This window comes from Curtobacterium sp. AB7, assembly GCF_044909335.1.
Lineage (GTDB): Bacteria > Actinomycetota > Actinomycetes > Actinomycetales > Microbacteriaceae > Curtobacterium.
Genome location: NZ_JBIYED010000003.1, coordinates 107,547 through 121,685 on the forward strand (window position 1 = coordinate 107,547; position 14,139 = coordinate 121,685).

The 14,139-nt window shown below is 71.6% G+C and carries 13 protein-coding genes; 4 read left to right on the forward strand and 9 right to left on the reverse strand.

Going from position 1 to position 14,139, the window contains the following annotated elements; all coding sequences use genetic code 11:
• Positions 1-7 precede the first annotated feature (7 nt).
• From ABH929_RS09025 to ABH929_RS09055, 7 genes are read right to left on the reverse strand one after another with little or no spacing between them, the layout of a single operon-like run.
• The gene (locus ABH929_RS09025) at positions 8-1,588 is read right to left on the reverse strand and encodes an ATP-binding cassette domain-containing protein (protein ID WP_404560931.1); all 1,581 of its coding nucleotides are present in this window, start codon (positions 1,586-1,588) and stop codon (positions 8-10) included.
• Entirely contained in the window at positions 1,585-2,481 is an 897-nt protein-coding gene (locus tag ABH929_RS09030) for an ABC transporter permease (protein ID WP_404560932.1), read from the reverse strand. Before ABH929_RS09030 ends, ABH929_RS09025 begins: the two co-directional genes overlap by 4 nt.
• Positions 2,478-3,461 (reverse strand): ABC transporter permease, encoded by a 984-nt coding sequence (locus ABH929_RS09035; RefSeq protein ID WP_404560933.1) that lies wholly within the window; start codon positions 3,459-3,461, stop codon positions 2,478-2,480. Before ABH929_RS09035 ends, ABH929_RS09030 begins: the two co-directional genes overlap by 4 nt.
• Positions 3,458-5,020 (reverse strand): ABC transporter substrate-binding protein, encoded by a 1,563-nt coding sequence (locus tag ABH929_RS09040; RefSeq protein ID WP_404560934.1) that lies wholly within the window; start codon positions 5,018-5,020, stop codon positions 3,458-3,460. The genes ABH929_RS09035 and ABH929_RS09040 overlap by 4 nt, the downstream gene beginning before the upstream one ends.
• Before the next feature lie 56 nt (positions 5,021-5,076).
• A complete protein-coding gene (locus ABH929_RS09045) occupies positions 5,077-6,399 on the reverse strand; it encodes an NtaA/DmoA family FMN-dependent monooxygenase (RefSeq protein WP_404560935.1) in 1,323 nt (440 codons plus the stop codon).
• Positions 6,396-7,793: an LLM class flavin-dependent oxidoreductase gene (locus ABH929_RS09050; protein WP_404560936.1), complete on the reverse strand. Its 1,398-nt coding sequence runs from the start codon at positions 7,791-7,793 to the stop codon at positions 6,396-6,398. The genes ABH929_RS09045 and ABH929_RS09050 overlap by 4 nt, the downstream gene beginning before the upstream one ends.
• A 28-nt stretch (positions 7,794-7,821) precedes the next feature.
• Positions 7,822-8,862 carry an LLM class flavin-dependent oxidoreductase gene (locus tag ABH929_RS09055; RefSeq protein ID WP_404560937.1) on the reverse strand — a complete coding sequence of 347 codons (1,041 nt, stop codon included), beginning with the start codon at positions 8,860-8,862 and terminating at the stop codon, positions 7,822-7,824.
• A 235-nt stretch (positions 8,863-9,097) separates the two neighbouring features.
• On the opposite strand from ABH929_RS09055, the gene ABH929_RS09060 reads away from it, so the two are divergent.
• Both ABH929_RS09060 and ABH929_RS09065 read left to right on the forward strand, forming a co-directional pair.
• Positions 9,098-10,105: a helix-turn-helix transcriptional regulator gene (locus tag ABH929_RS09060; RefSeq protein ID WP_404560938.1), complete on the forward strand. Its 1,008-nt coding sequence runs from the start codon at positions 9,098-9,100 to the stop codon at positions 10,103-10,105.
• A gap of 54 nt (positions 10,106-10,159) precedes the next feature.
• Positions 10,160-10,663 (forward strand): hypothetical protein, encoded by a 504-nt coding sequence (locus tag ABH929_RS09065; protein ID WP_404560939.1) that lies wholly within the window; start codon positions 10,160-10,162, stop codon positions 10,661-10,663.
• A 109-nt stretch (positions 10,664-10,772) separates the two neighbouring features.
• Here ABH929_RS09065 and ABH929_RS09070 read toward each other — a convergent pair whose 3' ends face one another.
• Positions 10,773-11,105, reverse strand: coding sequence for an ASCH domain-containing protein (locus ABH929_RS09070; protein WP_404560940.1), 333 nt, complete (start codon positions 11,103-11,105; stop codon positions 10,773-10,775).
• A gap of 3 nt (positions 11,106-11,108) precedes the next feature.
• Complete coding sequence (locus ABH929_RS09075; protein ID WP_404560941.1) at positions 11,109-12,098, reverse strand: hypothetical protein; 990 nt, start codon at positions 12,096-12,098, stop codon at positions 11,109-11,111.
• 130 nt (positions 12,099-12,228) lie between these two features.
• On the opposite strand from ABH929_RS09075, the gene ABH929_RS09080 reads away from it, so the two are divergent.
• Complete coding sequence (locus tag ABH929_RS09080) at positions 12,229-12,915, forward strand: HAD family hydrolase (RefSeq protein WP_404560942.1); 687 nt, start codon at positions 12,229-12,231, stop codon at positions 12,913-12,915.
• Between the two features lie 48 nt (positions 12,916-12,963).
• Positions 12,964-14,130 carry a N(5)-(carboxyethyl)ornithine synthase gene (locus tag ABH929_RS09085; RefSeq protein ID WP_404560943.1) on the forward strand — a complete coding sequence of 389 codons (1,167 nt, stop codon included), beginning with the start codon at positions 12,964-12,966 and terminating at the stop codon, positions 14,128-14,130.
• Positions 14,131-14,139: the final 9 nt, after the last annotated feature.

The following is a 14,139-nucleotide window of genomic DNA, read 5'->3' on the forward strand; positions in this document are numbered from 1 at the left end:
GCCCCACTCAGGCCGCGGGAGCCACCAGACCGGCGCGCCGGCGCAGGTCGAGCGCGGCCGCGACGAGCTCGCGGGTGCGCGGGTGCGCGTCCGCGTCGAACAGCCGCTCCGCGGGGCCCACGTCGACGACGCGACCGCCGTCGAAGACCGCGATGCGGTCGGCGACCCGGCGCACGACGGCGAGGTCGTGCGAGATGAACACGCAGGTCGTGCCGGTGGTGCGCTGCAGGTCGAGCACCAGGTCGAGGATCCGCGCCTGCACCGAGACGTCGAGGGCGGACGTCGGTTCGTCGCACACCACGAGCGGCACCGGTCCGGCGAACGCCCGGGCGATGGCGACGCGCTGCTTCTGCCCGCCGGACAGCTGCGCGGGCCGGCGGTCGAGGACGTCGGCGGGCAGCCCGACACGCGCCGCGAGCTGTTCGGCGGTGCCGTCGCCGTGCAGCAGCCGGATCGCCCTTCCGAGCACCTGCCGGACGGTGCGCCGCGGGTTGAGCGAGGCGTCCGCGTTCTGGAACACGACCTGCACGGGTGGGGTGCCGGCCGGCGTCCGGTCGCCCGCATCGAGCGTGATCGTGCCGTCGTGTCGGACCAGTCCGGCGAGGGCTCGACCGAAGGTCGTCTTGCCGGAGCCGGACTCCCCCACGACGCCCAGCACCTCACCGCGGCGCAGCTCGAGGTCGATGCCGTCGAGGGCGACGGCGCCGTCGTACTCCTTGCGGAGGCCCCTGATCGTCGCGAGCACGTCGTGCTGTGCGGTCTCGGCTGTCGTTCCCGTCTTGCCCGTCGTGATGTCGGGCAGGGCGTCGACGAGCTGCTTCGTGTACGGCTCCGTGGGGTGGAGCAGCACCTGGGTCGCGGTGCCTTCCTCGACGAGCACCCCGTGGCGGAGCACCCCGACCCGGCCGCAGTGCGCCGCGACCAGCGGCAGGTTGTGGCTGATGAGCAGGGTCGCGAAGCCGATCTCGGTCCGGAGCTCGTCGATGAGCGCCATGATGCCCGCCTCGACCGTGCTGTCCAGGCCCGTCGTGGGTTCGTCGAGCACGAGCAGGCGCGGACGGGCCACCAGGGCCATGGCGATCGCGACGCGCTGCTGCTGACCGCCGGACAGCTCGTGCGGGTACCGCACGCCGATCGTCGTCGGCGACGGCAGCCCGACGCGGGTGAACGCCTCGATCGTCGCGGTGTCCGCAGCCGCGCGGCCGGAGCCCGTGGCGCGCAGCACCTCGGCGACCTGGCGTCCGACCGTCATCGTCGGGTTGAGGGCGAGGCCGGGTTCCTGGTGGACGACCGCCACGACGTCGCGCCGGAACCGCCGCAGCCGCTCACCGCGCAGGGACGCGACGTCGACGCCGTCGACGACCAGCGCCGACGACTCGACGGCGGCGTCCGGGCCGAGCGACGCGGTCAGCGTGCCGGCCACGGTGCTCTTGCCGGAGCCGGACTCGCCCACGAGCCCGTACGAGCCACCGGGCTCGATCACGAACGCGACGTCGTCGACCACCCGGGTGCCGCGGTACGACACCGTGAGTCCCTCGACGCGGACCAGCGCGTCGGTCGTGCCGGCGGTCCGGAGCTGTTCGCTCACTCGGAGACCTCCTTGAGGTTGTCGGCGATCAGGTTCGCGGACACGACGATCGACGCCACGGCGACACCCGGGAACACGACCGTCCACCACGCGGCCTGCAGGTAGGCGCGGTTCGCGTTGATGTCGAGTCCCCAGTCGGCGGCCGGTGGTTGCGAACCGAGCCCGAGGAACGACAGCGACGCGGTGATGAAGATCGCGGCACCGAGGCTCAGGACCGCCTGGATCACGAAGACCCCGATCACGTTCGGCAGCAACTCGGTGACCATCGCCCGGACGGAGCTCTCGCCCTGCAGCCGTGCGGCCTGGACGTAGGACTTGCCCATCTCGACGAGCACCGCGGCCCGGACGATCCGCGCGATGCCCGGGGCGAAGAGCACGCCGACGATGAGGACGAGCGCGGGCGTCGACACCCCGAACGCACCGACGAGGACGACCAGGAAGATCAGGCTGGGCAACGCGAGCAGCACGTCGAAGAACCGCATCAGGGCGGTGTCGACCCAGCCGCGGTGGTAGCCGGCGAGCAGGCCCAGGGTGCCGCCGACGACGGTCGCCAGTGCCGCGCCGAACGGGCCGATGACGAGCGCCGGCCGGGCCCCGGCGGCGACGCGGGCGAAGACGTCGCGACCGAGCGAGTCGGTGCCGAACCAGTGCGCCGCGCTCGGTGCCTGCAGGAGCTCGCCGGTGCGGGCGAAGGGCTGCAGGCCGAGCAGGTGCCAGCCCACGGCCAGGACGACCCACCAGAGCAGGATCGCCACGGAGACCAGGAACGTGGGACGCCGGCGCAGTCCGCGCCAGCCGCGGCGGGTGACCCGTGCGGTGCCCGTGGTGGTCGACGCCGGCGGACCTCCGGCCAGGGCATCGGTCTCGACGGCACCGGGGACGACGGCGGTCATGCGGTGGCCGCCCGTTCGAAGCGGATCCGGGGATCGACCACCACGAACAGCAGGTCGGTGAGCAGGAGCGCGCCGAGCGAGAGCGCCCCGGCGAGCATCACCCCGCTCTCGAGCAGCAGGGCGTCCTTGCGCTCGGCGGCCGACACGAGCAGCGCGCCGAGGCCCGGGTAGGAGAACAGGGTCTCGACGATGACGCTGCCGCCGAGCAGGGTGCCGAGGTAGATGCCGAGCACCGAGAACGTCGGGATGAGCGCGTTGCGGACGACGTGCCGGCGGACGACCTGGCCGGTGGTCAGGCCCTTGAGCACGGCGGTGCGGTGGAACTGCGACCGGATGGTCTCGATCGTCCCCGCACGCACCATCCGGGTCAGGACGGCGAGGTACGCCAGTGCGAGCACCACGGCGGGCAGCGTGAGCACCCGGAGCCGCTCGCCGAACCCGGCGTCGAGCGCGCCGGAGGCTTGCACGGGCACCACCCGCAGCCAGACCGCGAAGACGAGCAGCAGCACGATCCCGACGACGAACTCCGGCACCGCCGAGATCGTCAGCAGCCCGACCGTGACGGCGCGGTCGGAGCGGCGGCCCTGCCGGTACGCCTGCACGGCGCCCAGCGTGATCGCGACCGGCACCATGATGACGAACGCGTACGCGCCGAGCAGCAGGGAGTTTCCGAGGCGACCGAGCACCAGGTCGCGGACCGGCTCGGAGTAGACGAAGCTCGTGCCCCAGTCCCCCGTGACGAACCCGCCGATCCAGTGCAGGTACCGGGTGACGAGGGACCCGTCGAGCCCGTGGTCGACGTTCCACGCGCGCACCTGCGCCGCCGTCGCGTACTGCCCGAGGGCGTTCCGGCCCGGGTCACCCGGCACGACCTGGACGAGCCAGAACGTCAGGACGGAGACCACGACCAGGACGAGCGGGATCTGGACGACCCGTTGCCCGACCAGGGTCAGCAGATGACGGCGGCGCGCGGTGCTCATGACGCGGTGACCCCGATGCCCCGGAAGTCGAACCCGCCCGGGAAGTCCTGCCCCGACCGGAACGTGCCCGTGACGCGCTTCTGCAGCAGGATGCTGCTCGACGCGAACGCGGGGACGATCACGGGCAGGTCGGTCCACTCGATCTCCGCGATCTGGTTCGCCAGGTCCTGCCGCTCCGACTCGTCGGTCGTCGACTCGTACCGGTCGGTCAGCTGCTCGAGCTCCGGGCTCGAGTACTTCGACGCGTTCCAGACCGCGCCGTCGCGGTAGATCAGGTCGACGTACTGTGCGGGCAGGCGCTGCGCCCAGTTCGTGATCGTCACCGGGGCGTTCAGCCACGGGGTGTCGTCGCCGTCGGCGTAGTACTGCGCGCTCGTCAGCACCTTGAGGGTGACGTCGAACCCGCCGACCGCCTCGAGCTGCTGCTGCACCACCTGGGCGAGGGACTTCTCCGCGTCGAGCGTCGTGATCTCGAAGGACACGGTCGTGCCGCCGAGCAGGTCCGCGACCTTCGCCTTGTCCTGCTCGCGCTGTTCGAGCTCCTTCGGCTGGATCGCCGAACTCGGGAAGAACGTGGTGTCGTTGCCGACCTCGGCTGCGCCACCGTAGACCGTCTTGACGATCTCCTCGCGGTCGAGCGCGAGGGCGAAGGCCTCACGGACCTCCGGGTCGTCGAACGGCGCCTTGGTGACGTCGAGGAAGATGCCGTCGAACTTGTTGAAGTACGGCTCGGTCTCGTTGTAGTCCGAGGCCTGCAGGGTCGACGTCGCGGTCGGGCTGGCGGCGATCTGGTCGATCTCACCGCTCTGGAACGCGAGCAGCTGGGCCTGGTCGTCGGCGTAGAACTTCACGTCGACCTGCTGCAGCTCCACGTCCTTCGCGTCCCAGTAGTCGGGGTTCTTCGTGAACGTGGCGCCCTGACCCGCCGAGTACTTCGTCAGCACGAACTGCCCGGCGCCGACCGGCTGCTTGGCCCAGTTCGTCGACGCGTCGAAACCGGCCGGCTGGATGGTCGTGTTCGAGCCCGTGAGCAGGTACGGGAAGTCGGCGTACGGCTTGGCGAGCGTGAAGTCGATCGTCGAGGCACCGTCGGCGGCGACCGACTGCAGGATGCCGTCGAAGCTCGACTTGCCGGGCGACTGGCTGTTCTTGCCGATGATCGAGTCGAACGTCGCGACGACGTCCTTGCTCGTGAGCGCGGCACCGTCGGAGAACTGCAGGTCGTCGCGGAGCTGCACCGTCCAGGTGCGTCCGTCGGACGATGCCTTCCACGAGTCGGCCAGACGGCCCTCGAGCTTGCCCTTCGCATCCTGGCTGAGCAGGCCCTCGGACGCCAGCCCCACGATGAACATCGCGTTGTAGTCCGAGGTGGTGAGCGGGTTGATCGTGCTGTCGGGCTCCTGGAGCCCGAGCGTGTAGGTGCCGGTGTCCGAGGATGATCCGGGCGAGGCGTCGCCGCCGGACGAGCACGCGGCGAGCGTGAGGGCGAGGGCGGACGCGGTGGCCGCGAGGGCGAGGCGCTTGAGGCGACGCCGCCGCGACGTGAGGTCGACGGTCACGGATGACTCCTAGGGGTTCGGGGTGCAGGGGTGCGGTGCTGGGAGGGGTGGAGCGGTCAGCGGTGCGCGCGGTCCGGCACCCGGGGGTGCCCGAAGCGCTCGCGCAGGGTGAGGTCGTCGTACGCCGTGGCGGTCCGGCCGCGGCGCTGCAGTTCCGGCACGACGTGGTCGACGAACCGGTCGATCCCGCCGGGCAGGTACGGGAACTGCACGATGAAGCCGTCGGCGCCACCGTCGTCCGCGAGCTCCTCGAACCGGTCGGCGATCTCCGGACCGGTACCCGTCAGCAGGCTGCGGCGGTACGACCACGCGTAGACGTCGCGGGGCGTCGCCGGGCCGTCGGCGAGCAGCCGGTCGACCGCGGGCTTCGGCGAGCGGGTCTCGTTCGAGGTGTCGAACTCCTCGGCGTAGTCGAACGGCACGTCGACGTCGCGGCCGGACAGGTCCTGCCCGATCTGGTGCGACACGTCCTCGAGGATGAGGGCGTCCGGCGTCAGGGCGAGGATCGCGTCCGCCTCCGCTCGGGCGTCGGCGGCGGTCTCCCCCACGACCGGCATCACCGACGGCATGATCTTCACCGCGTCGGCGGAGCGGCCGTGCCGGACGGCCCGGGCGCGCAGGTCGTCGACGAAACGTCGGACGTCCGAGGTGGAGCCACCACGGGTGAACACCGCGTCGGCCGTGTCCGCGGCGAGTTCCAGCCCGGACTCGGACCCGCCGGCCTGGAACAGCAGCGGGTGGCCCTGCGGCGGCCGGGCGGTGTTGAGCGGCCCGCGCACCCGGAAGAACTCGCCCTCGTGGTCGAGACGGTGCAGGCCGTCGCGGCGCGCGAAGACCCCGGACGCCGGGTCGGCCACGATCGCGTCGTCGTCCCAGCTGTCCAGCAGACCGTTCACGACGTCGACGAACTCGCGACCGCGCTCGTACCGCCGGGAGTGGTCGATGTGGGCGTCACCACCGAAGTTGCGGGCCTCTTCGTCGTACCGGCTCGTGACGAGGTTCCACGCGGCTCGCCCACCGCTGAGGTGGTCGAGCGAGGCGAGGGTCCTGGCCACGTGGTACGGCTCGTTGTACGTCGTCGACACGGTCGCGGCGAGGCCGATCCGCGACGTCACCTGGGACAGCGCGGCGAGCAGCGTGAACGGTTCGGGCCGCAGCGCACCGTAGTGGTCGACGCCCGACGGGTACCGGTCCCAGAAGTACAGGCCGTCGGCGAGGAAGATCGTGTCGAACACCCCGCGCTCGGCGGTCTGCGCGATGTGCCGGTGGTGCCGGATGCTCAGGTGCTCGGCGGGGCGCGAGGACGGGTGCCGCCACCCGGTGACGTGCGCGCCGCCCGGGTGGAAGGCGAACGCCCCCAGCAGGATGCGGCCGCTCATGCGCCCGCACCGCGTTCTGCGGGCTCTGGACGGGAGGCCCGACCAGCGTCACCGACGTCGGGTCCGGTGTCGGGCCTCCCGGCCTCCACGGCACCGTCTCGCGCCCGCAGCGTGTTCGCCGGGCGCGACAGTCCCAAGTGCTCCCGCAGGGTGTCACCGCGGTACGCGCGGTCGTACACGCCACGGCGTTCGAGCTCGGGCACGACCTGGTCGACGAACCGGTCGACGCTCACCGGGATCGACGAGAACGCGAGCATGTAGCCGTCGGCTGCATCCTGCTCGTAGCGCTCGGTCAGCCAGTCGGCGATCTGCTCGGGCGTGCCCGGCAGGAACCGACGGCGCAGGATCGTCCGGTACACCTCGCGCAGCGTGGTGGCCTCGGCGGCGATGCGGCGGATCGACTCGTACACGGACTTCGACTGGTTGATCGCCGTCTCGTCGAAGACGTGCTCGAACGGTGCGTCGAGCGGCCGGTCGGACAGGTCGGTCTGCAGGTAGTGGGACAGCAGGTCGAGCGAGACGCGGTCCGGTGTCAGCTCCTCGATCTCGTCGAGCTGCAGCAGCGCGTCGGTCTCGGTGTCGCCGATCACCGGCGACACCGCAGGCAGGATGAGCATCGACGACGCGTCACGTCCGTGCTCGACGGCGCGGCGCTTGTAGTCGGCGTACAGGGCCCGTGCGTCGGCGAGGTCGTCCTGCCAGAGGGTGAAGACGCCCTCGGCCTTCGCACCGGCCAGCGCACGGCCGGCCTCGGATGCCCCGGCCTGGAACAGCACCGGGTGGGCCTGCGGCGGACGGGCGATGTTGAGCGGCCCGCGCACGCGGAAGAACTCGCCCTCGTGGTCGAGCACGTGCAGTCCGTCGCGCTTCGCGAAGTAGCCGGACTCCTGGTCGTACAGGAACGCGTCGTCGTCCCAGCTGTCCCAGAGGCCCTGCACGACGTCGACGAACTCGGCACCCCGGCGGTAGCGGACGGCGTGGTCGAGGTTTGCGTCGCGACCGAAGTTCCAGGCCTCTTCGTCCGAGGCGCTCGTGACGAGGTTCCAGGCGGCCCGGCCCTCGCTCAGGTGGTCGATCGACGCCAGCTTGCGGGCCACGTGGTACGGCTCGTTGTAGGTGGTCGAGACCGTCGCGGCGAGCCCGATGTGCTCGGTCCGCTGCGACAGGGCACCGAGCAGGGTGAAGGGCTCGGTGCGGATGTTCACGGCGTGGTCGATGCCCGACGCGAAGCGGTCCCAGACGTACAGCTCGTCGGCGATGAACAGCGTCGCGAACCCACCGCGCTCGAGCGTCTGCGCGAACCGGACGTAGTACTCGACGTCCAGGTAGGCGTCCGGTTCGCTGCCCGGCAGACGCCAGCTCGTGACGTGCTCGCCACCGGGGTAGAACACCATCCCCCGAGCACCAGGCCGCCGTCGCGGGTCATGCCGTCACCGCCTCGCGCGCCAGGACGGCGCCGACCTGCGGGGCCACCTGTTCGGCGAACAGCGCGAGGGCGTCCCTCCGTGCACCGACGTCGGCGTAGCCGTCGTCGACCTGCACGTTGAGCTGCGTCGCGTACCGCGAGTACGGCTTCGACGCGATCGACTCCGCGATGTCGTCGGCCGTGCCGTAGTGCAGGTTGAGCGACGCGGCCTTCTCGGCGAGGGTCGTCGCCGGCGGCAGGAACGACTCGCCCCACGCGTACTTCGCCTCGATGCCGGCACGCGCCTCGCGCAGCGCGGTCTCGCGGTCCAGGGCCGGGTAGATCGCCGTCGAGAGTGCGACGCGGGGAACGGCGTCGTCCGGCAGCGCGGTGTAGTAGGCGTCCGCGGTGACCTCGGCCGGCACGGTCTGCGTGGTGCCGATCAGCACCCCGTGCCCCCGGTGGGCGGCGATGGCGGCGCTCTCGGCGCTGAGCGTGGCGTCCCAGATCCGGTCGAGCAGCCCGCTGCCGTCCGGGTTGAGGCGTGCGGTCCCCGTGCCGAGTGACGCACCGCGCAGCGCGTCGAGCAGCCGTGCGAGCTGCTCGTCGAACGCGGCACGACGGGTGTCGTGGTCGGCGCCGACCAGACCGGGGGCGAAGACGTCGAGGGTCTCCGGGCCGCCACCGTTCGCGACGCCGAGTTCCACCCGGCCGTCGCTGATCGCGTCGAGGACGGCGGCGTCCTCCGCGACCCGGACCGGGTCCTCGTGCGGCAGCGTGACCGCGCCGAGCCCGAGGCGCAGGGTGGATGTCCGTTCAGCGAGGGCGGCGAAGAAGACGAACGGGGACGGTAGTCCGCCGCGAGCCGGTGCGTCGTCGTGCCGGAAGTGGAACTGGCGGACCCAGGCCCCGTCGTACCCGAGGCGTTCCGCCGCGGTGAACAGCTCGAGCTCCTCGCGGTAGGCCCGGGTCGCCGGCGGCGCCTCGGTGCCGTGCGAGAACACCGCGATCCGCAGCGGCACCGTGGCCGCGCGGGCGGTGCGTTCGACGTGCGTCATGCAACACTCCCTCGTCAGTGGAGCGATGCAAACACGAGCGAGCGACGCGCACGAGTGTCGACGTAACGCAGCGCAGTGATTCGTCACGGAACGTAGGAGAGCGCGCGCAGCTCGGGACAGGAGCATGATCACCGCTCTTGTGCCCGGAGCAGGACCGACGTAGCTTTGCGGCAGCTGCCCCGGACCCCGGTTGCCGGAACTCCTGTGTTCCTCGAGACGATCAGGGATCTTCACCGTGCCGCAGCAATCCGTCGACGAGACGTCATCCGCGAACACCACCGCGCAGACCACCGTCACCGCGGTGGCACCGGTCCGCCTGGAAGCGTCGGCGTCCTCGCCCGAACAGGCCCTCGAGCAGTTGCCGGGCCTCGTGACGGGCACCGCCTGGCAGACCCGGCCGACGACCGGCGCGTACTCGTTCCGGTACCTGGCCGTCGGTGACGGCAACGTGACGCTCCGCCGGTCGCAGATGCGCGGGTACGTCCGTGGCATCGTGGCCCCCGACGACGCGTACGTCGTCGTCCTGGTGCTCGGCGGTGTCGTCTCGCTCGACCTGCTCCGCGGCGGTGGAGCGGTCGACAACGGCACCCCCGCACTGATGCCCACCGAACGACGCGCCGTGGTCGAGGCCCGCAACCACGACGCGGTCATGGTCCACCTCGACCGCGCCTTCGTCCGCTCCGTCGCCGAGGAGCGCCACGGCCTGCCCTCGGGCGGCCTGCACCTCGACGAGCACACCGCACCGACCGCGGACGCCGTCACCCGGTGGCGTCAGGTCCTCGAGTCCGCGCGGCGGGTGCTCGCCGAGCACGGTGTCGCGACGACCGCGTGGTCGGACGCCACACGCGCCGTGGCCGTCGCGTTCCTCGCCCTCTACCCGCCGAAGGCCGCCGAACCGTCGAGCGCCCTGTGGGCACCGCGGAACGCCCGCATCCGCCGCGCGGTCGACCACGTGCACGAGCACGCCGCGGAACCCATCGCCGTGTCGGACCTCGCGGCTGTGTCCGGATTGAGCGTCCGCGCCGTGCAGGAGTCGTTCCAGCGGCTGTTCGGGATGCCGCCGTCTGCGTACGTCCGCTCCGTCCGGCTGCAGCGGGTCCGTGGCGACCTGCTCCGCCTGGACGCCGCCAGCAGCTCGGTCAGCGAGGTCGCCCGGCGCTGGGGCTTCGCGCACCTCGGCCGGTTCTCCGCCGAGTACACGACCCGCTACGGGGAGTACCCGAAGACGACGCTGCACCGCTGACCGGCCGGACGCACCTGGGTCGTCCCGCATCCCCCGTCGCCTACCGTCGCGCCCATGTCCACGCTGACGAAGACCGCCACGACGCTGTTCGGTGCCGCCACCATCGCCTTCCTGCTGACCGGCTGCGACCCCGGCGGAGCCCAGAACCCGAACCCCGTCGGGCAGCTCCCCGGTTCCGAGGAGAAGTCGCAGGCCGCCGAGTGCGACCTCGCCTCGGGTGCCGCGGTCGACCTCATCGCGGACGCCGTCGGCCCGGACGACACCGTCACCGCCGCCAACATCCAGAAGGGCGACGGCGGCTGGTACCTCGGCGCCACCATCATGTCGAAGGGCGACGACGACACGAACGAGGACGACGAGGAGGACGCCGTGTCGGTCTGGGCGAGCACCGCCGACCCGACCGCCGACGACTTCGACGGGCCGCTCTACGCCGTCAACGACACCGCGCAGGACGCGGTGTCGGACACCGCCGCGACCGCGGCGCCGAGCTCGTTCAGCGACGACTCGCAGCTCGCGCAGCAGGTCGAGAACTGCGTCGACGGCGAGACCGACGGCTGATCCCCGCCGCGTGCCCTGGGCAGGGCCGACGGGCGGACGGGCGGCGCGGGGCGGGCCCGGACCGCGCCTCCCGTCCGTCAGGTCGTCCCGTCCACCGCCCTGGCGGACGTCACGCAAGCGGTGTCGCGTCGAGCGCGATGACCGCGACCTGGACCACCGCGTCGTCCGGCATGTCCGGGTAGTAGTTGGCGCGCAGCTGCCGGGCGAAGTCGACCATGTCGGTGTCGGCCGGCTGGTGCGCCGCCCGAGGGGTGAGTTCCGTCAACCGGTGGTCGGTCACCTCGGTGACCCGGCCAGCCAACGGGGTCGCCGAGGGGTGCTCGTCGAAGACGAACACCGCGGGGCCGGTGCGGACGTCCTCGTTCCAGCGCACCGTCGTGACCTTGTCGCCGCGCTGGACGGCGTCGTGGTGCTTCTGGTGGAAGTGGATCGTCTGGGGCACGGATCAAGTCTGGTCGATGTCGACCAGGTCCGCGTGCCGCGCGGCGTAGGCCGTCGCACGGCGGATCCGGCGGAGCGTCAGCGGGACGATCCAGACGAGCACCGCCACCATGAGCACGAGGAACACCGGCGGCAGGATCCCGAGGTCGCCGCGGATCCACGTCGACACCATCTGGAACGCGAGCGCCGTGTAGAGCAAGCCGATGTACACGAGCTGGAACCGCAGCGCGAGTGGGACAACCGTGGCGTACCGGACGACGCCGACCTGGTCAGCCGGTTCGAGCGGCAAGTCCGCGCCGCGGAGCACGATCTTCGAGAACCGGCGGAGCCGACCGAGGTCGTGGCCGGCGGACGCCCGCAAGAGCCCGTTCAACGGCAGCGACTGGAGCAGGGCCGCGAACGCGGTCGCAGAGAAGACCAGCTGGCCGGCGAGGAAGGCCGCCTGGGTGAGTCCAGCGGGGTCGTCCCCGGTGAAGGCCGCCAGGACCACCACGCCGATCGTCACGACGACGATGGACACGCCGAAGGTCACCGCGATCACCACGATCGTGTGGCGGAGTTCGGCCGGTCCGAACCGGTGGCCGACCGGGTACGCCGACGGCGACGGCCCCGTGCGCCGGAACAGCGCACCGAGTGGCCGCGCGATCACCAGCAGCACCGCCGCTCCCCCGATCAGCACGACCGGCACCCAGACCGGCGCGCCGGCCGAGACCGACGCGAGCACGACGACCACCGCACCCGCCACGTCCACGGCGACCACGCCCAGCAGCCACCACCGCAGGTACCGGGAACTGTCCGTGGACGACCGGTGGTCCCAGTAGCCCGCCAACGACCCGACCACCGCAGGTCCGACGACGAACATCGGGATGCTGACGCTCACCGCGATGATCAGGACGTCCGAAACGTCGCTGAGTTCGAACACCGCCAGCAGGGTGCCCCCGAGGGTGAGCGCCGTGATCAGCACGATGAGCAGGACGTAGCTCAGGACCCGCATGGGGTGACTCCTCTTCCGGCAGGACGACGCCTCCCAGTGCATCCTGGCCGAGCTCCGACGGGCCGGCCCACATCGTGCGGAGAACCGCAGCACGTCAGGTCGGCGAGGTCGCCGTCCCTACGCTGAGGACATGGCGCATCTGCGAGCGATCGGGTTCGACCTCGACGGGACGCTGTTCGACCACCACGGCGCAGCGACCACCGGTGCCGCCCGGTTCCTCGAGTCGCTCGACGTGCCCGCCTCGGCGTTCGCCATCGCCCGCTGGTTCGCCGCCGAGACCGAGCAGTTCGAGCGGTGGCGAGCCGGGCAGATCAGCTTCCCCGAGCAGCGGCGCGAACGGCTGCGGGCCGTGCTGCCCGCGCTCGGCGTGCCGATCCCCGCCGACGACCGGAGGCTCGACGAGCTCTTCGAGGCGTACCGGAACCACTACGAGGCATCGTGGCGCGCGTACCCGGGGAGCCTGCCGCTGCTGCGGACGCTCCGTGTGCGGGGGTACCGCATCGGCGTGCTGACGAACGGCACCGAGACGCAGCAGGTCGACAAGCTGCGCCGGACCGGCCTGCTCGACGCGGTCGACGTCGTGTGCACCTCGGAGCGGATCGGGGCGCAGAAGCCGGACCGCCGAGCGTTCGAGACCCTGTCCGCCGAACTCGGCGTCGAGCCGAGCGGCTGCTTGTTCGTCGGGGACAGTGTCGCGCACGACGTGGAGGCGGCCCGGTCCGCCGGGATGCACGGACTGTTGATCGACCACGGGGCCCAGGACGGCCCCGACATGGAGACCCTGGTGCTCACGGCGCTCGGCGACCGCCGCGGGTGACGTGGCCGCTCGGCCGCTCGGCGGCGGCAAGCGGCCGTAGAGTGCACCATGACCCAAACACCGGCAGCATCGCCGCTGCTGCACCTCGGGGTGCTGGCCGAGTCGCGGAAACCCGACGAACGCCGCCTCCCGATCCATCCCGCCCACTTCGAGCGCATCGACCCAGACCTGCGCGCGAACATCATCCTGGAACGTGGGTACGGTCGCCGCTTCGGCGTCACGGACGACCACCTCGAACCCCTCGTCGGCGCCATGGCGGACCGAGACGAGCTCATCGCCGCGTCGGACGTCGTCCTGCTCCCCAAGCCCCAGGTGTCCGACCTCGAGGACCTGCGGGACGGACAGGTCCTGTGGGGCTGGCCGCACTGCGTGCAGGACCCCGCCCTCACCCAGGTCGCGATCGACAAGCGTCTGACCCTCATCGCGTGGGAGTCGATGAACCACTGGCGGTCGGACGGCGGGTTCAGCCTGCACGTGTTCCACAAGAACAACGAGCTCGCGGGCTACTGCTCGGTCATCCACGCCCTGCAGCTCTGTGGTTCCACCGGGGACTACGGCCGCCGCCTCACCGCGGTCGTGATCGGCTTCGGGGCCACCGCCCGCGGTGCCGTCACCGCGCTGAACGCCCACGGGATCCACGACGTCCGCGTCCTGACCAACCGCGACATCGCCGCCGTGGGATCGCCGATCCCCTCCGTCGACATGCTGCAGATCAGCCAGGACGACCACGACCCCAGCGGCAACGCGGTGAAGACCGAGGACGGTCCGGTGCCGCTGGCGCCGTACCTGGCCGAGAACGACATCGTCGTCAACTGCACGCTCCAGGACCCGAACGCTCCGCTCACGTACCTGCGCACCGAGGACCTGGGCGTGTTCCGTCCGGGCAGCCTCATCGTCGACGTCTCGATCGACGTGGGGATGGGGTTCGAGTGGGCGCAGGTGACGACCTTCGCCGAACCGATGATCACCGTCGGCGAGAGCACGAACTACTACGCCGTCGACCACAGTCCGTCGCTGCTCTGGAACTCGACGACGTGGGAGATCAGCGAGGCGCTCATGCCGTTCCTCCGACCGGTCATGGAGGGCCCGTCGTCGTGGGCCGACTCGGACACGATCCGACGCGCCGTCGAGATCGAGGACGGCCACGTACGCAACCCGGCGATCCTCGCGTTCCAGGGGCGCTCGGACGAGTACCCGCACATGGTGGGCGGCTGACGCGGGCGC